The 18,795-nt window shown below is 58.2% G+C and carries 16 protein-coding genes and 1 pseudogene; 8 read left to right on the top strand and 9 right to left on the bottom strand.

Going from position 1 to position 18,795, the window contains the following annotated elements; all coding sequences use genetic code 11:
• Window positions 1-108: 108 nt before the first annotated feature.
• From Electrica_RS16325 to nifH, 5 genes are read right to left on the bottom strand one after another with little or no spacing between them, the layout of a single operon-like run.
• A complete protein-coding gene (locus Electrica_RS16325) occupies window positions 109-771 on the bottom strand; it encodes a NifB/NifX family molybdenum-iron cluster-binding protein (RefSeq protein WP_141964965.1) in 663 nt (220 codons plus the stop codon).
• 10 nt (window positions 772-781) lie between these two features.
• Window positions 782-1,000 (bottom strand): putative nitrogen fixation protein NifT, encoded by a 219-nt coding sequence (nifT, locus tag Electrica_RS16320; RefSeq protein ID WP_131048389.1) that lies wholly within the window; start codon window positions 998-1,000, stop codon window positions 782-784.
• A gap of 39 nt (window positions 1,001-1,039) precedes the next feature.
• Window positions 1,040-2,602 carry a nitrogenase molybdenum-iron protein subunit beta gene (gene nifK / locus Electrica_RS16315; RefSeq protein ID WP_131048390.1) on the bottom strand — a complete coding sequence of 521 codons (1,563 nt, stop codon included), beginning with the start codon at window positions 2,600-2,602 and terminating at the stop codon, window positions 1,040-1,042.
• Window positions 2,603-2,657: 55 nt separating this feature from the next.
• Window positions 2,658-4,106 (bottom strand): nitrogenase molybdenum-iron protein alpha chain, encoded by a 1,449-nt coding sequence (nifD, locus tag Electrica_RS16310; RefSeq protein ID WP_131048391.1) that lies wholly within the window; start codon window positions 4,104-4,106, stop codon window positions 2,658-2,660.
• A gap of 16 nt (window positions 4,107-4,122) precedes the next feature.
• Window positions 4,123-5,004, bottom strand: coding sequence for a nitrogenase iron protein (nifH, locus tag Electrica_RS16305; protein ID WP_131048392.1), 882 nt, complete (start codon window positions 5,002-5,004; stop codon window positions 4,123-4,125).
• A 404-nt stretch (window positions 5,005-5,408) separates the two neighbouring features.
• Between nifH and nifJ the strand changes: the two genes are divergently transcribed.
• Together nifJ and Electrica_RS16295 are read left to right on the top strand one after the other, a co-directional pair.
• Complete coding sequence (nifJ, locus tag Electrica_RS16300; RefSeq protein ID WP_141964964.1) at window positions 5,409-8,924, top strand: pyruvate:ferredoxin (flavodoxin) oxidoreductase; 3,516 nt, start codon at window positions 5,409-5,411, stop codon at window positions 8,922-8,924.
• Window positions 8,925-9,002: 78 nt separating this feature from the next.
• The gene (locus Electrica_RS16295; RefSeq protein ID WP_100684995.1) at window positions 9,003-9,611 is read left to right on the top strand and encodes a riboflavin synthase subunit alpha; all 609 of its coding nucleotides are present in this window, start codon (window positions 9,003-9,005) and stop codon (window positions 9,609-9,611) included.
• Window positions 9,612-9,697: 86 nt separating this feature from the next.
• On the opposite strand, the gene Electrica_RS16290 is transcribed toward Electrica_RS16295, so the two are convergent.
• Window positions 9,698-10,609: a LysR family transcriptional regulator gene (locus Electrica_RS16290; RefSeq protein WP_141964963.1), complete on the bottom strand. Its 912-nt coding sequence runs from the start codon at window positions 10,607-10,609 to the stop codon at window positions 9,698-9,700.
• Between the two features lie 278 nt (window positions 10,610-10,887).
• Here Electrica_RS16290 and Electrica_RS29365 point away from each other — a divergent pair, with 278 nt between their 5' ends.
• The 6 genes and pseudogenes from Electrica_RS29365 to Electrica_RS16270 all read left to right on the top strand — a co-directional run bounded on the left by Electrica_RS29365 (window position 10,888) and on the right by Electrica_RS16270 (window position 15,883).
• Window positions 10,888-11,118, top strand: coding sequence for a hypothetical protein (locus tag Electrica_RS29365; RefSeq protein ID WP_208764232.1), 231 nt, complete (start codon window positions 10,888-10,890; stop codon window positions 11,116-11,118).
• A gap of 64 nt (window positions 11,119-11,182) precedes the next feature.
• A pseudogene (locus Electrica_RS29360) lies at window positions 11,183-11,311 on the top strand (L-dopachrome tautomerase-related protein); the annotation flags it as partial.
• A gap of 31 nt (window positions 11,312-11,342) precedes the next feature.
• On the top strand, window positions 11,343-11,837 hold the full coding sequence (locus Electrica_RS29355) for an SMP-30/gluconolactonase/LRE family protein (RefSeq protein WP_407081238.1): 495 nt from the start codon (window positions 11,343-11,345) through the stop codon (window positions 11,835-11,837).
• Between the two features lie 407 nt (window positions 11,838-12,244).
• A complete protein-coding gene (locus Electrica_RS16280) occupies window positions 12,245-13,261 on the top strand; it encodes an iron ABC transporter substrate-binding protein (RefSeq protein ID WP_100684993.1) in 1,017 nt (338 codons plus the stop codon).
• A gap of 24 nt (window positions 13,262-13,285) precedes the next feature.
• Window positions 13,286-14,860 carry an ABC transporter permease gene (locus tag Electrica_RS16275; protein WP_167686244.1) on the top strand — a complete coding sequence of 525 codons (1,575 nt, stop codon included), beginning with the start codon at window positions 13,286-13,288 and terminating at the stop codon, window positions 14,858-14,860.
• Complete coding sequence (locus Electrica_RS16270) at window positions 14,861-15,883, top strand: ABC transporter ATP-binding protein (RefSeq protein WP_131048397.1); 1,023 nt, start codon at window positions 14,861-14,863, stop codon at window positions 15,881-15,883. It abuts the gene before it with no gap.
• Between the two features lie 203 nt (window positions 15,884-16,086).
• Here the strand turns inward: Electrica_RS16270 and Electrica_RS16265 are convergent, their stop codons facing one another.
• The 3 genes from Electrica_RS16265 to hpxD all read right to left on the bottom strand — a co-directional run bounded on the left by Electrica_RS16265 (window position 16,087) and on the right by hpxD (window position 18,673).
• The gene (locus Electrica_RS16265) at window positions 16,087-16,428 is read right to left on the bottom strand and encodes a hypothetical protein (RefSeq protein ID WP_100684990.1); all 342 of its coding nucleotides are present in this window, start codon (window positions 16,426-16,428) and stop codon (window positions 16,087-16,089) included.
• A 222-nt stretch (window positions 16,429-16,650) separates the two neighbouring features.
• On the bottom strand, window positions 16,651-17,622 hold the full coding sequence (locus tag Electrica_RS16260; RefSeq protein WP_141964961.1) for a PDR/VanB family oxidoreductase: 972 nt from the start codon (window positions 17,620-17,622) through the stop codon (window positions 16,651-16,653).
• Window positions 17,623-17,635: 13 nt separating this feature from the next.
• Entirely contained in the window at window positions 17,636-18,673 is a 1,038-nt protein-coding gene (gene hpxD / locus Electrica_RS16255) for a molybdenum cofactor-independent xanthine hydroxylase subunit HpxD (RefSeq protein WP_131048399.1), read from the bottom strand.
• Window positions 18,674-18,795: the final 122 nt, after the last annotated feature.

Below are 18,795 nucleotides of genomic sequence, written 5' to 3'. Positions count from 1 at the left end.
GCATCACGCTAACCCGCGGCGAATGATGTCACGGCCAGAAGCCATCCTCCAGGGAAGGGGGCGAAAAAAAGCCCGCGGGGTCAGCGGGCAACAGGCACAAAACAGGGATTAAAAAACGCGTTCCTCCAGAGGGTTATCCCTGTTAAGCCGCTTCGCCAGCCACGGCGGCAAACGCCCGGCCAACAGCGTACTGAGCGCCTTGCACTGGGCCTGAATGGGAGTGCCAGGCTGCGCCTTCATCGGGTGGATTCGATGACGAATCAGCCGGGCGGCGGCGGGCCCGCCGATCTCCTGGCAGAACAGCAGCTGGCAATCCTCAATAAGCCGGGCCCGCACCTCGTTGGCCTCCTGCGACTGGGGCGCGGACGGATAGCGCCGCAGATCGTACAGCCAATCGCCTTGCTCATCGAATGCATAGATAAAAAACAGCCGCCCCTGGCCAAAATGGCCGTTAATCGCCAGGCCATCCTGGGAGCAAAATGCCGCCAGTAGCTGCGGCGTACGCTGGGCGGGGCGAATGATGCGTAAATGGTCAGGCAGCATGCCCTGCAGGCTTGCCATCACCCGTGACCAGCGGGCGGGAGACATGACTGCCGTTGTCGAGGGAAAGCTGGCGGCCAGTCGGGACTGCGTCAGGGTAGCCAGCCGCGCCGGGGTCAGGGTCTCGCCGCTCTCCTGCGCCAGCCAGTCTAAGATTTGCGCCGGCTGCAGGTCCGGCAGGGACTGAAACAGCGCCAGCAGACGCCAGAAAAGGGTATCGTTGTCGGACATCTCCTGCTCCTTATATCAGCGTGTCGCGCGTCGCGCGCAGACTTATCGGGAAGACGGGCCGCCCCGGCTGCGGATTCACGTAGTAGCGGCGTCCTCCTTCCAGCGAAATCGCGCCGCCCCAGCGTTCAGTGTCGTTATGCTCAATCTGTATCACTCGCGCTTCCAGATCCTGTTTGGCGATATAGGCGTACAGGTCCGCGCCGCGCTCACGGAAAATCACGATGGGCATACTCCCTCCTGGCCCCGCTTGACGCGGGGCACCTGATGGTTAACGGACAAGATCGAAGCTGTAATCGGTTTTACCCAGCTGGCTGGTATCGCTATCCAGTTTCTCCAGCACGGCGTTCACCAGCGTCGTCACAATGTTCATCGCCCCTTCATAACCCCAGGTGGTCTGGCGGTGGAGATGGTGGCGGTCGAACAGCGGAAAGCCGAGGCGGATAAGCGGTACTTCAAAGGCTTTGCCCTTCGCCAGGGTATCGCGCTGGATAAACTTGCCGTAGGAGTTGCCTATCATAAAGTCCGGTTGACGGGTGAACATCAGCGAACGGAAGTGCCACAAATCGCAGTTGATAAACACTTCGCTGTCGCGCCCGTACGGCGAGGCATCGAGCATTTTCTTCATCGCTTTTTGCCAGCGCTTGTTGGCGTTATGGCTCAGGATCACCGTCGGCTCACAGCCCAGCTCCAGCAGGAAGCGGGTCAGGCCCATCACGAAGTCCGGGTCGCCGTAGAGGCCAAATTTCTTACCATGCAGCCAGGTGTGGGAGTCGAGCATCATGTCAACCAGCCGGCCGCGCTCAAGCGTGAGGGCGTCGGCGATTGGCTTGCCGCTGAGCTCACTGACGGCCATCAGCAGCTCATCGGTGGCGGCCAGACCCAGCGGAACCGCCACCTCGGTGGCGGGCTGGTTCCACATCTCCTGCACCACTTTTTTGCTCTTCAGTAACTGCCACGGCTGCAGAAGCAGCGTATCGATGGCGTCGGGAGCCTCTTTCATCTCCTGCTGCGTTGTGCCGCCGGAATACATCCGATAATGGCCATCGGCGGGGGTGTCGAGAACCTCTGACGGATCGGAGAGCAGGCTGCACGGTACCGCCATCTGTTCCATCATCCGCTTTAATACGCGGAAGTTGCCGAGATAGGTTTCAAAGCCGGTGACCAGATTGAGCTTCTGCAGTTTGCCCGGCTGCCCCTGATAGTCGGCGGTAAAGGTTCTGGCGAACCCTTCAAACATATTGTCCCAGCCGGTGACGTGGCTGCCGATAAAGCTTGGTGTATGGGCGTGCGGCACGGCGATGCTGCCATCGACAAAGCCATCTTTTTTGGCATTGGCGATAAACGCCTGCAGGTCATCGCCGATAACTTCCGCCATGCAGGTGGTGGAAACGGCGATAATCTCCGGTTTATACAGCGCGCTGGCGTTCTGCAGGCCCAGGTTCATGTTGTTGTTGCCGCCGAAGACCGCCGCGTCTTCGGTCATCGAGTCGGAGACGCAGGCGATCGGCTCTTTGAAATGGCGGTTGAAATAGGTGCGAAAGTAGGCCACGCACCCCTGGGAGCCGTGAACATAGGGCAGGGTGTTAGCGAATCCCAGCGAGCAAAGCACTGCGCCAAGCGGCTGGCAGGCTTTCGCCGGATCAACGGTCAGCGCCTCGCGCTGAAAATTCAGCGCTTCATACTCGGCGGTGGTGGTCCAGGCAAAGACCTCCCGCACGCGCTCTGCATCGTGCGCCTCTTCCAGCTGCCGCTTATTGCGGAACAGTTCCTGATATTCATCCTGTTCGAATAGCGGATAACAGCTATTAATTTTATCAATCGTTTGGCTCATGGTGTTCTCCTCCCGCGCCACAAATCGGTGAACAGACGGGACAGTGAGTGGGCAATCACGCAGACTTCAGCCACGGAGCGGTCAGTTCGCCCCACGCCGGGTTGTTGAGGGTCATATCCATATCGCGGGCGAAAATGGCGAAACCATCGTAGCCGTGATACGGGCCGGAATAGTCCCACGAGTGCATCTGGCGGAACGGTACGCCCATTTTCTGGAAGACATATTTTTCCTTGATGCCGGAGCCGATAAGGTCGGGCTTCAGCGCTTTGACGAACGCCTCCAGCTCGTAGCTGCTGGCGTCATCAAACAGCAGGGTCCCCTCTTTGAGATCCGGTAGGGTACGGTCGTAATCATCGTTATGGGCAAACTCATACCCGGCGGCGATGATCTCCATGCCGAGATCTTCATAGGCGCCAATGACGTGGCGTGGTCGCAGGCCGCCCATATAGAGCAGCACTTTGCGCCCCTCCAGGCGCGGGCGATATTTGGCGATAACCGCCGCCATCTGCGCCTCATACCTGGCGATCACCGCTTCGGCGTTAGCGCGAATAGTATCGTCGAACTGGTCGGCGATTTTGCGCAGCGATTCGGCGATTTTGGTCGGCCCGAAGAAGTTGTACTCCATCCACGGAATCTGATGTTTCTCCTCCATGTGACGGGCGATATAGTTCATCGAACGGTAGCAGTGGACCAGGTTCAGCTTGACGAAGGGGGTATTCTCCATCTCCACCAGCGTGCCGTCGCCGGACCACTGCGCCACCACCCGCAGTCCCATCTCTTCAAGCAGAATACGCGAGGCCCAGGCATCGCCGCCGATATTGTAGTCGCCGATGATTGCCACATCGTAAGGGGTGGTTTCAAACGGTTGTCCTTCGCGATTGTTAAGGATCCAGTCGCGGACCACGTCGTTGGCGATATGGTGCCCCAGCGACTGCGATACGCCGCGAAAGCCTTCGCAGCGTACCGGGATCACCGGTTTATCCAGCGCTTTGCTGCTGGCGTTGGCCACCGCGCTGATATCATCGCCAATCAACCCCACCGGGCATTCCGACTGAATGGTGATCCCTTTGGTGAGCGGGAACAGCAGCTCCATCTCTTCAATCAGTTTGCTGAGCTTTTTATCGCCGCCGAAGACGATATCGCGTTCCTGAAAATCAGAGGTGAAGTTCAGGGTGCCGAAGCTATCGACGCCGCTGACTCCGGTGTAGTAGTTGCGGCGTCCGGCGCGCGAATACTGGCCGCAGCCGATCGGTCCGTGCGAGATGTGGGCCATATCCTTGATTGGCCCAAATACCACCCCCTTGGAACCGGCGTAGGCGCAGCCGCGCACGGTCATCACGCCGGGTTGCGATTTGCGGTTAGAGATAATGCACTTGCCGACGCTCTCCATTTCCGGATCGCTGACCATCATGTGCTTTCTGCGCTCTTTTCGCGCGGTTTCCGGGAACACCTCCAGGACTTCCTGGATCAGCGCCAGATTGCGTTCGCCTGTTGCGTTGGTCATCATAATTGTCCTGTGCTCAGGCCGCGTTTTCTTCGGCGGCGGTTTTACCAATGATGCTGGTGTCTTCCTCTTCCATGATACCGAACTCCATCAGCAGCGATTCCAGCTCATCCATGGTGCAGGGCGTCGGCACCACTTTCATGGTGTTGTTGACTATCTTCTGCGCCAGCGTGCGGTATTCGTTGGCCTGTTGGCAGGTGGGATCGTACTCGATAACCGTCATCCGGCGGATCTCCGCGCGCTGCACGATGTTGTCGCGAGGCACAAAGTGAATCATCTGGGTACCGAGCTTTTCCGCCAGCGCCATAATCAGTTCGTCTTCGCGGTCGGTCTGGCGTGAGTTACAGATCAGGCCACCGAGGCGCACCTTGCCGGATTTGGCGTATTTAACGATCCCTTTGGAGATATTGTTGGCGGCATACATCGCCATCATTTCGCCGGAGCAGACGATGTAGATCTCCTGGGCTTTGTTTTCGCGGATAGGCATAGCGAAGCCGCCGCAGACCACGTCGCCGAGCACGTCATAGAAGACGAAGTCGAGATCGTCTTCGTAGGCGCCTTCTTCTTCCAGAAAGTTGATCGCCGTAATCACGCCGCGCCCCGCGCAGCCGACGCCTGGCTCCGGGCCGCCGGATTCGGCGCAGCGCACGTCGCCGTAGCCGATTTGCAGAACGTCTTCAAGTTCGAGGTCCTCTACCGAGCCCACTTCAGCTGCCATCTCCATAATGGTGTTCTGTGCTTTAGCGTGCAGGATCAGACGGGTGGAGTCCGCCTTCGGGTCGCAGCCGACGATCATCACTTTCTTACCCATCTCCGCCAGCGCGGCGACGAGGTTCTGCGTGGTGGTGGATTTGCCGATACCGCCTTTACCGTAAATAGCGCATTGACGCATGGTCATGGTGACTTCTCCTGTTGTTGAGTGTTTGCCAGCAGAGAAGTGCAGGGAATATACCAGCCGTGCCGGTTTGTTTAATGTATTGATTTATATGTAATTTACTTTGATCTGCTGCGACGGGCGCAAAACAAAACGGCACAATAGGGCGACCAAATGTGGGAAACAGAACAATTCTGCTCGCCGCGGCCATGGTGGCGCTTTGTCGCCTGTTCAACAGCTTGTCGCGCTCAGTGTCTTATTTCACGCAATCTCTCCGCGCTATATGCGGCAAATTCCCCTCTAAGATATTGAATTAACGCTAATTATTTTGTAATTCGCGAGCTGGCACAGGCTGTGCTTGAGGCAACAACTGGGTTTGCCGCTTTTTTGTGGCGGCGAAGATGCCTCTCACCTTCGAGGATTGAACAATGTCCGGAACAATGAAAACAATGGATGGCAACGCCGCGGCGGCCTGGATCTCCTATGCCTTTACCGAGGTCGCAGCGATTTATCCCATTACCCCCTCCACGCCGATGGCGGAAAACGTCGATGAGTGGGCGGCGCAAGGGAAAAAGAACCTCTTTGGCCAGCCGGTGCGTTTAATGGAGATGCAGTCGGAAGCCGGGGCGGCAGGCGCGGTACACGGCGCGCTGCAGGCCGGGGCGCTGACCACTACCTATACGGCGTCGCAGGGGTTGCTGCTGATGATCCCCAATCTGTACAAAATCGCCGGTGAACTGCTGCCGGGCGTCTTTCACGTTAGCGCCCGGGCGCTGGCGACCAACTCGCTGAATATTTTTGGCGATCATCAGGACGTGATGGCGGTTCGCCAGACCGGCTGCGCGATGCTGGCGGAGAACAACGTCCAGCAGGTGATGGATTTGTCGGCGGTGGCGCATCTGGCGGCGATTAAGGGACGCATCCCGTTTGTTAACTTCTTCGACGGTTTTCGTACCTCGCACGAAATTCAAAAAATCGAGGTGCTGGAGTATGACCAGCTGGCGACGCTGCTGGACCGGTCGGCGCTGGACCGTTTCCGTCGTAACGCGCTGCATCCGGATCACCCGGTCATCCGCGGCACGGCGCAAAACCCGGATATCTACTTTCAGGAACGGGAGGCGGGCAACCGTTTTTATCAGGCGCTGCCCGACATGGTCGAAAGCTATATGGCGCAAATCAGCGCGCTCACCGGGCGGGAATATCATCTGTTTAACTACTCCGGCGCGACGGATGCCGAACGGGTGATTATCGCCATGGGGTCGGTCTGCGACACCATCCAGGAAGTGGTAGATACGCTAAACGCGGCGGGAGAGAAGGTTGGGCTACTCAGCGTGCATCTGTTTCGCCCTTTTTCGCTGGCCCACTTCTTTGCTCAGTTGCCGAAAACCGTACAGCGTATTGCGGTCCTCGACCGTACCAAAGAGCCCGGCGCTCAGGCCGAACCGCTGTGCCTGGATGTGAAAAACGCGTTCTACCATCACGACGATGCGCCGCTGATTGTCGGTGGCCGCTATGCGCTGGGCGGCAAAGATGTTCTGCCCGACGATATCGCGGCGGTGTTTGACAATCTGAACCAGCCGCTGCCGATGGACGGATTCACGCTGGGAATTGTCGATGATGTGACCTTTACCTCGCTACCGCCGCGTCAGCAGACGCTGGCGGTCTCTCATGCCGGGATTACCGCCTGTAAATTCTGGGGCATGGGCTCGGACGGCACCGTCGGGGCCAATAAAAGCGCGATTAAAATTATCGGCGACAAAACCGCGCTCTATGCGCAGGCCTACTTTTCCTATGACTCGAAGAAATCCGGCGGCATTACCGTTTCGCATTTGCGCTTCGGCGACCGACCGATCAATTCGCCCTACCTGATCCATCGCGCCGATTTTATCTCCTGCTCGCAGCAATCCTACGTTGAGCGTTATGACCTGCTGGATGGGTTACAGCCTGGCGGGACTTTTCTGCTCAACTGTAGCTGGTCTGATGCCGAGCTGGAGCAGCATCTGCCGGTCAGCTTCAGGCGCTATCTGGCGCGGGAAAATATCCGTTTTTATACCCTCAACGCCGTGGACATCGCCCGCGAGCTCGGGCTGGGCGGGCGGTTTAATATGCTGATGCAGGCGGCGTTCTTTAAACTGGCGGCGATTATCGACCCGCAGACCGCCGCGGATTACCTCAAGCAGGCGGTTGAAAAAAGCTACGGCAGCAAAGGGGCGGGGGTGATCGAGATGAACCAGCGGGCGATTGAGCTGGGCATGGCCTCGCTGCATCAGGTGACGATACCCGCCCACTGGGCGACGCTGGATGAACCCGCGGCGCAGGCTTCAGTCATGATGCCGGATTTCATCCGCGATATTTTGCAGCCGATGAACCGCCAGTGCGGCGATCGGCTGCCGGTGAGCGCCTTTGTCGGTATGGAGGACGGAACCTTTCCCTCGGGAACCGCCGCCTGGGAGAAACGCGGGATCGCGCTGGAAGTGCCGGTCTGGCAGCCCGAGGGTTGCACGCAGTGTAATCAGTGCGCCTTTATCTGCCCGCATGCGGCGATCCGCCCGGCGTTGCTTAATGACGAAGAGCAGGATGCCGCCCCGGTCGGACTGCTGAGCAAGCCCGCGCAGGGGGCGAAGGCGTATCACTATCATCTGGCTATCTCGCCGCTGGATTGTTCCGGCTGTGGCAACTGCGTGGATATCTGTCCTTCGCGCGGCAAGGCGCTAAAAATGCAGCCTCTCGATAGCCAGCGCCAGATGGCGCCGGTCTGGGACTATGCGCTGGCGCTGACGCCGAAGCACAATCCGTTTGCTAAAACGACGGTCAAAGGCAGCCAGTTTGAAACCCCGCTGCTGGAGTTTTCCGGTGCCTGCGCGGGCTGCGGAGAAACGCCTTATGCCCGGCTGATAACCCAGCTGTTTGGCGACCGAATGCTGATCGCTAACGCCACCGGCTGCTCTTCTATCTGGGGGGCCAGCGCGCCGTCGATTCCCTATACCACTAACCACCGCGGTCACGGCCCGGCATGGGCGAACTCGCTGTTTGAGGATAACGCGGAATTTGGACTCGGCATGATGCTGGGCGGCCAGGCAGTGCGTCAACACATTGCCGATGATATCACCGTCGCGATGACGCTGCCGGTAAGCGAGGAACTCCTCGACGCGATGCGCCAGTGGCTGACGCTGCAGGACCAGGGCGAGGGCACCCGCGAACGCGCCGACCGGCTCAGTGAACGGCTGGCGGCGGAAAAAGAGGGCGTGCCGCTGCTGGAGCAGCTGTGGCAGAACCGCGACTATTTTGTCCGCCGTTCGCAGTGGATTTTCGGCGGTGACGGCTGGGCCTACGATATTGGTTTTGGCGGGCTCGACCACGTGCTGGCGAGCGGCGAGGATGTGAATATTCTGGTGTTTGATACCGAGGTTTACTCCAATACCGGCGGGCAGTCGTCTAAATCAACCCCGGTGGCGGCGATTGCGAAGTTTGCCGCCCAGGGTAAACGCACGCGGAAAAAAGACCTTGGCATGATGGCGATGAGCTACGGCAATGTTTATGTGGCCCAGGTCGCCATGGGCGCCGATAAAGATCAGACTCTGCGGGCTATCGCCGAGGCCGAAGCCTGGCCGGGACCGTCGCTGGTGATTGCCTATGCTGCCTGTATTAACCACGGTCTGAAAGCCGGGATGCGCTGTAGCCAACGTGAGGCGAAACGGGCGGTTGAAGCGGGATACTGGCACCTGTGGCGCTATCATCCGCAGCGCGAAGCCGAAGGTAAAACGCCGTTTATGCTGGATTCCGAAGAGCCGGAAGAGAGCTTCCGCGACTTTTTGCTTGGCGAAGTACGCTATGCCTCATTGCACAAAACGACGCCGCATCTTGCGGATGCGCTTTTCAGCCGAACCGAGGAGGATGCGCGGGCCCGCTTTGCGCAGTATCGGCGGTTGGCCGGTGAGGAATAGCCGGAGTAGAGGGCCAGATGAGGGTGACACACTGTCAAATGGTCATGATGCGCTCACGAATAATGACAGGAGCAAAATATGTTTACCGGTATTGTAAGCGGCACCGCTGAGGTCTTGTCTATCGACGAAAAGGACAATTTTCGTACTCATGTGGTGAAGTTACCTGCACAACTGCTCCCTGGGCTGGAAACCGGTGGATCGGTGGCACACAACGGTTGTTGCCTGACCGTTGCCAGGATCGATGGGGCGAGAGTCAGTTTTGACTTAATGCAAGAGACGCTGCGCGTGACCAATCTGGCAACGCTTCGCCTGGGCGAACACGTCAACGTCGAGCGTGCCGTTAAATTCAACGATGAAATAGGCGGCCACCTGATGTCGGGCCACATTATGACCACCGCAGAAGTGGTGCAAATTCGGGTTACGGAAAATAACCACCGGATTGGATTTAAGGTCCGGGAGCCGACATTAATGAAATATATCCTCTACAAAGGATATATCGGCGTTGATGGAATCAGCCTCACCGTCGGGGAGGTCGCGGCGGACGGTTTTTGGGTACACCTGATTCCGGAAACGTTGCAACGCACGACGCTGGGCGCCAAAAAACGGGGCGACCGGGTAAATATTGAAATTGATCCGCAGACTCAGGCGGTAGTCGATACCGTAGAACGCGTGCTGGCCCGGAAATAACCGGCGCGCAGCCATGTTCGGGAAATACGCTATCCCCCGTCCTGCGGGGGGTTGCGGTCTGGTAAGAAGGTATTGTCTTTACGCTGTCAGGGGGGCGTTATCACTCCCGAGGTCAGAAGATCAATCATAGCCCGCGTGGCTGTCGATTGGTGTCGATGGGGGGCATAGATAACGGAGAAAGGTCGGGAGCGCCCACGCAGTTGTGGCAGCACCTCGACTAACTGCCCGCGTTGTATCCGCTGATGGACGATGAACTCATAGCTCTGGCAGATGCCAATACCCTGTTCAGCCAGTGATACTACGCCGAGCACATCATCTGACGTTTCAATATATGAAACGGGAAGCCAGTCGACTTCGCGACCGGCATCACGAAACACCCAGGGCGCGCGACGTCCTGTTCGGGGCATGACAAAAGGCAGACAGACGTGCCGTTGCAGATCTTCCAGCGTCTGAGGCGTTCCCATTTGCCGAAGATAATCGGGTGATGCCACCAGCAGCAGTCCGGCATCCTCTGGCTTGCGTGCAACCTGGCCACTGTCAGGCATCTGACCCAGGCGGATCGCCAGATCGAACCCTTCAGCGACCAGATCGACATTACGATTGGTGATGTTCAGTTCTACCTGAACCTGCGGGTACTGTCGGGGAAAGCGTGCCAGCAAAGGGGGGAGCCGGTAGTGGCCATAGCTTGTCGGGACGCTCATTCGTACACGCCCCGTCAGTTCTCCTTCCTGGCCCTGAACTTCGCATTCCGCCTCATCGAGTAGGGTAAAGGCTGAGCGTGTCTGCTCGAAATATATCCGTCCGGCTTCCGTCAGACTAATACGCCGCGTGGTTCGCTGTAAGAGCTGTCGGCCAGGACGCGCCTCAAGCCGGGAGACCGCACGACTTAAAACGGATGGGGTGGTTGCAAGAGCGACGGCGCCCGCGGTAAATGAGCCGTGTTCAACAACGGTAATGAAAACCTCAACATCTCCCAGATAATCGAATTTCCGGCTCATTTTGCTCTTCAAGGAACAAATGTTTTTCAGTTTCGCTAATTTATCTCCACTCTGGCGATGAGCAAAGTGACCCGCAGGCATCACCTGGAGGGCGTCGGGAGGCGCGATATTTGCGGCTAAGCGCCTGTCCACGTACTGACAACGCATGGCGCTGGGGCCGCGATGTGGGATGTCCTCTCCGGGTTTCAATGAGCGCAACGTTATCGCGACTTCACATGAACCGGTTGCCCGTATTCTGCTGGCTTTTAACTTCCCCCTTTAATTAACGGAGCATATTCATGTCCAACTCAATAAATCGCCTGCCCGCCATGGCGATGGCGGCGTTGCTCTCTTTCGCAACGGTGGCTAGCGCGGCAGAGGGTACGCCGCTCGAACGCTGGCGCAGCTATGCTGGCGTGAGCTGGGAGGGCCCGGAGGTCTTTTCTGGATACCACGATTCCGTCAGGGCCGGCGCGTCTGAGCGCATTCCCGTCCCGCCGGGGGAATGCGCTGGATGCGGCCCCCGATAAGAGCCTGCGCAACGTCCTCGGATTCTATGTCGATCGCAAAAACGGCTGGCTGTGGGCGCTGGACATGGGCTTTGTCGCAGGTGAAACCGAATCACCAGTCGGGGCGCAGAAACTGATGGTTCTGGACCTGAAGTCTGGCAGCACGATAAAAAGCATCCCCCTGGATGGGGTGGCAGACCGCAAGGCAAGCTTCCTGAATGATGTCGTGGTCGATGAGAAGCGACGTGTCGCTTATATCTCCGATAGCGGAAGTCTGGCCGGGGAAACCGCTGCAGATCGGCATCAACGGTATTGCTCTGTCCCCGAATGCAGACACGCTGTACTGGACGGTGACCACGGGAACACACGCGCATGCGCTGCCTACTGCCATCCTGCGAGAAGCGAGCGCGACCCACCCACAGATTGCCGATCGGATAGAGGATCTGGGGTCGGTAGGAGGTAACACCGACGGCCTTGTCACGGATAGCGCTGGCAATCTCTACATCACGGATGTCACCCATAACGGCATCGTCAAATATGACCCCCAAACCAGGTCGATGACATTGGTGGCCTCCAGTACGCAGGTTCACTGGCCCGATACGCCAGCCATCCGGCCCGACGGGGATCTGGTCTTTACCTCAAGCAGACTCAATGATCACTTCGCGGGAGTGATCAACGCTGGACAAGAGCGCTACGATCTGTGGCGTATGCCATTGCACCGTCAGTCTGAAAACAAGTGACTGACCGGCTTCCCACCCTGAAGGACGGGGAGTCTTGTTTTATCGCGTGCGCTTTGCTCCACAAGCCGCTCAGGATTGACTGACCGCGTAGCGTGGCGGAATGGGCTTTCGGCAGCGGGCAGGATATCGGAGCAGAGGTGGGATTTTTGTCGGCGCAGAAATGCAACCGGGATCATATTTTTTATATTCTCAGCGGAAAATGATCTTTTCTTAAGGTTATTTTAACCTTTCATTTTATCTTGTTTTAAATAAAGCATTTTCAGATAAGAAAACTTTTCAGGGCAGTGTTTTTAACTGTTTCCAGTTTATGGTAATTGTTTTCATTATCATTACCATTTCTCTATGTTTTAATCCTTTTCGGCCAGGTTATCGGCGGCCATTTGTCTATCAATACTAAGGATTAGCACATGAATTTTCGCCTGTCGTCATACTGCTCCGCCGCGCTCGTCGCCGCTTCTGTGTTCCTTGCCCCTCAGGCCCTGGCGGCCGAAAGCGCTGAAGGCATCGTGGTCTATAACGCGCAGCATGAAAATCTGGTCAAGTCGTGGGTGGATGGCTTTACCAAAGAAACCGGTATCAAAGTGACTCTGCGTAACGGCGGCGACAGCGAGCTGGGAAATCAGCTGGTGCAGGAAGGCGCGGCTTCGCCGGCTGATGTTTTCCTGACGGAAAACTCCCCGGCAATGGTCCTGGTCGACAATGCGAAATTGTTCGCACCGCTTAACGCCGACACCTTAAGCCAGGTGGCGCCGGAATTTCGTCCTGAGCATGGCCGCTGGATCGGCATCGCCGCGCGCAGTACCGTTTTTGTCTATAACCCGGAAAAGATCAGCGAATCTCAGTTGCCGCATTCTCTGATGGATCTGGCGAAACCGGAATGGAAAGGGCGCTGGGCCGCTTCGCCATCGGGCGCGGATTTCCAGGCCATTGTCAGTGCGATGCTGGCGCTGAAGGGCGAGAAAGCCACGCTGGACTGGCTCAAAGCGATGAAAACCAACTTCGTGGCCTATAAAGGCAACAGCACCGTGATGAAGGCCGTCAACGCCGGGCAAATTGATGGCGGGGTGATTTACCATTACTACCGCTTTGTCGATCAGGCCAAAACCGGCGAGAACAGCAAAAATACCAAACTGTACTACTTCAAACATCAGGATCCGGGTGCCTTTGTCAGCATCTCTGGCGGCGGCGTGCTGGCGTCCAGCAAACATCAGGAGCAGGCTCAGGCCTTCATCAAGTGGATCACCGGCAAACAGGGTCAGGATGATCTGAGAACCAATAATGCCTTTGAATATGCCGTGGGCGTTGGCGCCGCCTCTAACCCGAAACTGACGCCGCTGAAAGAGCTGGATGCGCCGAAAGTGGAACCCTCTTCACTGAACAGTAAAAAAGTTATCGAACTGATGACGCAAGCTGGCCTGCTGTGATCCCTCCGGTGAAGTGAATACCTTATGTCTGGTCTGAGTCTTACACTCGGAAAAAAAGTACGACGCCTGCCTGAGCGCAGGCGTCCTGCATTTCCGATGGTTGCATTAGCGATACTGTTTTCATTATTGGCGCTTCTCCCGCCGGGTTTTGTGATTGCCGTGGGGATTGATACTGGATGGGAGACCATTAAAGCGCTGGTATTCCGTCCGCGCGTCGGGGAGTTACTCAGCAATACGCTGTGGCTCAGCGCCCTGACCGTCCCGGCGTGCATTGCGCTTGGGGTGACGGTCGCGTGGTTGACCGAACGCACGACCCTGGCGGGGCGACAGATCTGGTCAGCGCTGGCGGTTGCTCCGCTGGCGATTCCGGCGTTTGTCCAGAGCTATGCCTGGGTCAGCGCGGTGCCATCGATGCACGGCCTCTCCTCCGGCGTGTTCCTTTCGGTGCTTGCCTACTATCCCTTTATCTATATGCCGGTCGCGGCGGTGCTTCGCCGCCTGGATCCAACGCTGGAAGACGTTGCCGCCTCGCTGGGCACGCCGCCGTGGAAGGTTTTTTTCCGCGTGGTGTTACCGCAGCTGAAGCTGGCCATTTGTGGCGGCGCGCTGCTGGTGGCGCTGCACCTGCTGGCGGAATACGGCCTGTATGCGATGATCCGCTTCGACACCTTTACGACCGCTATCTATGACCAGTTCCAGTCCACTTTCAGCGGTCCGGCGGCCAATATGCTGGCCGGCGTGCTGGCGCTGTGCTGCCTGGCGTTCCTGCTGCTGGAGAGCATCACCCGGGGGAAAGCGCGCTATGCCCGTATAGGCGCCGGGGCCGCGCGCGAGCAGAAACGCAAACACATGAACGTGATGGCGACCGTTGCTGCGCAGGCGCTGCTGTGCGCGCTGCTGCTGCTGGCGCTGGGAGTACCGCTGATGGTGCTGTGCCGCTGGCTTTGGTTGGGCGGCCTCGGGAGCTGGATGAACGCCGATCTGTGGCTCTCGCTGCGTCAGACGATCATGCTGGGGGCCTGCGGGGCGCTACTGACGACCGCCTGCGGTATCCCCATCGCCTGGCTGGGGATTCGCTATCCGCATCGCCTGTTTCGCCTGCTCGAAGGGTGTAATTACATAACCAGTTCGCTGCCGGGAATCGTGACCGCGCTGGCGCTGGTCACGGTGACCATTCACTACGCCCGCCCTATTTACCAGACCGAAGTGACGCTGTTTCTGGCCTATCTGCTGATGTTTATGCCCCGCGCGCTGATCAATCTTCGCGCCGGGATCGCCCAGGCACCGGTGGAGCTGGAAAATGTCGCGCGGAGTCTGGGAAGAAGCCCGGGGCGGGCGCTATGGAGCATCACACTGCGTCTCGCCGCGCCGGGTGCGACGGCCGGGGCCGCTCTGGTCTTTCTCGGCGTCAGCAACGAACTGACGGCGACGCTGCTGCTTTCACCGCTGGGAACCCGCACGCTGGCCACCGGCTTTTGGGCATTAACCAGCGAGATAGATTATGTCGCTGCGGCGCCTTACGCGATGCTGATGATCGCGATTTCTCTACCGTTGACCGGTGTGCTTTATCACCAGTCGAAAAAAATTGCGGGTTTGTAAATGCTGGAATTAACCTCGATCTCAAAATCTTTTGCCGATGTTCAGGTGCTGGATAACCTTTTTCTGTCGGTAGCCCCCGGCAGCCGCACGGCCATCGTCGGGCCGTCCGGCTCGGGAAAAACAACGCTGCTGCGTATTCTCGCCGGGTTTGAAACGCCGGATGCCGGACGCATCGTGATGCAGGGCAGAACGCTGTTTGATGAGGGGACTTTTATTCCCGCCCATCAGCGCGGCATCGGTTTCGTCCCGCAGGAAGGGGCCTTGTTCCCGCACCTTAATGTCGCCGACAATATTGCCTGGGGTCTGGATGGCTCCCGGCAGGAGAAGCGCCGTCGGGTTGCGGCATTGATGGAGATGGTGTCGCTGGATGGCCAGTTGGCCACGCACTGGCCGCATGAAATTTCCGGCGGCCAGCAGCAGCGCGTGGCCCTCGCCCGGGCGCTGGCGCAGCGGCCATCGCTGATGCTGCTGGATGAACCCTTTTCCGCCCTCGATACCGGGCTTCGCGCCACCACGCGAAAGGCGACGGCAGACCTGCTTGCCCAGGCTGGCGTCGCCTCGATTCTGGTGACCCACGATCAGAATGAAGCGCTGTCGTTTGCCAGCCAGGTCGCGGTGATGCGTCAGGGGCGCTTTACCCAGGTGGGCACCCCGTTTGAGGTCTATTCGCGGCCCGCCGATGAAGCCACGGCGCTGTTTCTGGGCGATGCGCTGGTGCTGCCCGCTGAGCTTCAAGGCGGACGGGCGCAGTGCGCGATTGGCGCGCTGCTGACCGATAATGACGATGCTACGGGGCTGGGGCGGGTTATGCTGCGCCCGGAACAGCTGATGATTACGCCGTGCCAGAATGAGGAGAGTGCCGTCACCATCCTCGACGTCGATTTTTCCGGCCATTTGTCGACCTTAACGCTGGCGATCGCGCAGCAGACGTTGACCCTGAAAACCGTCAGCCGGGCTGACTGGACGCCGGGACGGCGGGTGCATATTGCGGTCAGCGGTAAAGGGCGGGTGTTTATTCCTTAATACACGGAAATCGCGCCAGGAGGTGCAGGCGCGACGGCGGTATTCTGGCGGCGAAAAAAAGCCAGCCAATGGCTGGCTGGCAAAGTTTCGGATACAACTCCATATTATGGTTGGTGTTTCGGGGGATCCTGGACACCTGTCTGGGCACGGCGCTATACGCTGCAATACCCAGAAAGCTGGCCAGCTATCGTCGCCTCGTACGGCTATTCTCCGGCCAGCAGCTTTTTGCAGCTGTAGATAAACGCACTGGAACGCCGCGTTAACCCTTCAATTTCCCGCGGTTTCAAACCGTTACGCAGATACGTCAGAATGCATTGCCGATCGGCCTCGACATGGGATCGGCAGTGATATTTCGCAGCCTCTTTCTCTACTTTTTGCTGCGCCAGCAGGGCGGCAATCTCCTGTTGCTTGTCCCGGGCTAGCGGCATCAGCTCGCTGTCATCGGATCGCGCTATTTCGTTCCACAGCGCCAGGGCGCGGCGCAACAATCCCCGCTCCTGCAGGTTTTGCGCCTGAATCTGTTTCTCTTGCAGTGTCGTTACCATGATATTGGCGCGGCCTGTTGCTGTGAATTAATTTGTCATACAAATATGCCGATGATTGATTCAGAAAGGAAATGAATAATTTTTATCTTAATTATGAATGAATGGCATAATTTTGTATCTTTTTGATTTAAATGAGTTTTATTTGATGAGCAGGAAAGGGGGAAGACCCGGCGTCTGAGATCCTGCTGTGCGCTGTCATCAGACCCCGGAGAGGCAAAAAAATTACAAATCAATCAGTAAGTTGGCCGAGTGGCTGCGGGAGCAGCACAGGGCTATCTGCTGCACGGCAGCAGATTTCTCGGCCTCGGATTGAACCGTATCACGATGATCGGCCTGACCGGCCATCAGCGGGGTCAGACAGGCGCCGCACATCCCCATTTCGCAAGAGAGCGGCACGGCGACGCCATTTTCCTGAAGCACCTGGGCAATGGTTTTATCGCCCGGGACCGGCCACGTCTCGCCCGACGACGCCAGGGTAACGGTAAACGTATCCTGATGTTCGCTCGCGGCGGCCTTCAGCGGCTGGAAGGCTTCGCTGTGAACCTGCGCCTCGGGCCAGTTTTTCTCCGCCGCGATCCGCCGGGCGGTAGCCATAAAACCCGACGGGCCGCAGAGATACAGATGGTGCCCGGCGTGCGCATCGCCCAACGTATCTGCTAACGACGCGCGCGGACTTTGCCCTTCGTCTGAACAATGAACCACCCAGCTGCCACGGCTGAAGGTTTTTGCCATTTCGCCGACAAAGGCTGCATTTTCCTGCCGTTTAACGTAATAATGCAGCTCAAATGGCGTGCCTGCCGCCGCGAGATGCAGCGCCATGGTATACAGCGGCGTGATGCCAATGCCGGCGGCCAGCAGCGTGACTCGTCGCGCAGGCTGCAGCGTAAACAGATTGCGCGGCGGGGAGATAAGCAGCGTCTGACCCGGACGCAGCGTCTCATGGATATAGCGTGACCCGCCGCGGGAAGCGCTCTCCCGGCTAACGCAGATCAGATAAGCGTCGGCGCCCGCTTCGCCGTGGGGACCGGTCAGCGAATACTGGCGAATGATCCCGCAGGGCAGGTGAACATCAATATGCGCCCCCGGCAGCCAGCCGGGAAGCGGTTTGCCGTCCTGCGCTAACAATCTGATGGCGAGACTTCTGTCCCCCTCGCGCCACAGGCCATCGACAACCACCTTCAGTACGTCACTCATCACTCTTCTCCCTTTACACCAGGAAAAACTCACCAAAGCCCATTTTCTTCAGGCTACGACGATAGGCGATTGAACTGCGATCGGCGGGAATATGCGCCTCCAGCGTTAAGTCCAGCGGCAACCGCTCCGGACGCTGGGTCTCCACCATCAGACGGTCCTCTTCGAACACGCGCAGGTTGAAGGCATGCACCTCTTCGACCGGCACATGCAGGTCAAAATTGCGCGCAATGGGGGCAAACATTCGGGTTACCCGCGATGAGACCGGTGAGGCGGCATTCATGATAACCAACCGGGCCTCGCCGGGGAAATGGATGGTCAGGGTCGCCGTAAAGGGCAGGTGCAACTCAAAATGGCGCAGCCACTGGAAGCCGTCCGGCGCGCGAAATTGAGAACTGGCCGGGTAATTGCCGACCGAACTCCAGTAATCGGCGGTGAAGCCAAAGGGGGTCTCCTGCGGGATATAGTCGGGAACCAGCTGATTATCGGGATCTGCAAAGGTGTCGGTATGGATCCAGGCGAAGTGGGCAACATCGAGAAACCCCTCGACCTGGCGACCGGCAAAGCCGTTGACTTCAAAGGCCGGGCAGTTGATCTGCTGAAAGCCTTCATCGTCCCAGTGGGGAAGGGTGGGCAGCGGCAGCGGGTTTTCCGCATCGAAAGCCAGGCAGGTCCAGATCAGCCCGTAGCGCTCTTCGACCGCGTAGCAGGTGAGGTTAAGCTTCGCCGGCACCGGTCGATCGGGGCTGGAGGGAATGCGGTTGCAGCGGCCATCTTCCCCGAAGCGCAGGCCGTGATAGGGGCAAACGATCCCTTCTTCATCATGGAAGCCCAGCGTCAGCGGCACGCCGCGGTGCGGGCAGACGTCACGCGCGACCACGACCTGGCCCTTAATGCGATAGATAACCAGCGGTTCATCCAGCAGCACCGCTTTCACCGGCGCGGCGCCAATATCTTCGGCGCGGGCGACCGGATGCCAGCAGCGGGCCAGGCGTAGCCAGTCTTCAGGATCGAAAGTGCAATGGGCGGGGGGCGTTGGCGCGGCTCTGGTCATGATTTTCCTTCCTGCTCACAAAATTCATTTGTTTAATTGTTGTGAGTTTATTGTTGTCATATTAGGGTGTTGACATCCATAAGCATTAATTCACTCACCCGTTGCAAAAAAGAGGACAGGGT

It is taken from the genome of Klebsiella electrica (assembly GCF_006711645.1).
Lineage (GTDB): Bacteria > Pseudomonadota > Gammaproteobacteria > Enterobacterales > Enterobacteriaceae > Klebsiella > Klebsiella electrica.
Note: the sequence above shows the minus strand (reverse complement) of the source record. Positions and strands in the feature narration are given on the sequence as shown.

Bases quoted from the DNA above. Each gene is read 5' to 3' on its own strand.
- Electrica_RS16325 (WP_141964965.1), bottom strand. From the start codon at position 771: ATGTCCGACAACGATACCCTTTTCTGGCGTCTGCTGGCGCTGTTTCAG.
- nifT (WP_131048389.1), bottom strand. From the start codon at position 1,000: ATGCCCATCGTGATTTTCCGTGAGCGCGGCGCGGACCTGTACGCCTAT.
- nifK (WP_131048390.1), bottom strand. From the start codon at position 2,602: ATGAGCCAAACGATTGATAAAATTAATAGCTGTTATCCGCTATTCGAA.
- nifD (WP_131048391.1), bottom strand. From the start codon at position 4,106: ATGACCAACGCAACAGGCGAACGCAATCTGGCGCTGATCCAGGAAGTC.
- nifH (WP_131048392.1), bottom strand. From the start codon at position 5,004: ATGACCATGCGTCAATGCGCTATTTACGGTAAAGGCGGTATCGGCAAA.
- nifJ (WP_141964964.1), top strand. From the start codon at position 5,409: ATGTCCGGAACAATGAAAACAATGGATGGCAACGCCGCGGCGGCCTGG.
- Electrica_RS16295 (WP_100684995.1), top strand. From the start codon at position 9,003: ATGTTTACCGGTATTGTAAGCGGCACCGCTGAGGTCTTGTCTATCGAC.
- Electrica_RS16290 (WP_141964963.1), bottom strand. From the start codon at position 10,609: ATGAGCCGGAAATTCGATTATCTGGGAGATGTTGAGGTTTTCATTACC.
- Electrica_RS29365 (WP_208764232.1), top strand. From the start codon at position 10,888: ATGTCCAACTCAATAAATCGCCTGCCCGCCATGGCGATGGCGGCGTTG.
- Electrica_RS16280 (WP_100684993.1), top strand. From the start codon at position 12,245: ATGAATTTTCGCCTGTCGTCATACTGCTCCGCCGCGCTCGTCGCCGCT.
- Electrica_RS16275 (WP_167686244.1), top strand. From the start codon at position 13,286: ATGTCTGGTCTGAGTCTTACACTCGGAAAAAAAGTACGACGCCTGCCT.
- Electrica_RS16270 (WP_131048397.1), top strand. From the start codon at position 14,861: ATGCTGGAATTAACCTCGATCTCAAAATCTTTTGCCGATGTTCAGGTG.
- Electrica_RS16265 (WP_100684990.1), bottom strand. From the start codon at position 16,428: ATGGTAACGACACTGCAAGAGAAACAGATTCAGGCGCAAAACCTGCAG.
- Electrica_RS16260 (WP_141964961.1), bottom strand. From the start codon at position 17,622: ATGAGTGACGTACTGAAGGTGGTTGTCGATGGCCTGTGGCGCGAGGGG.
- hpxD (WP_131048399.1), bottom strand. From the start codon at position 18,673: ATGACCAGAGCCGCGCCAACGCCCCCCGCCCATTGCACTTTCGATCCT.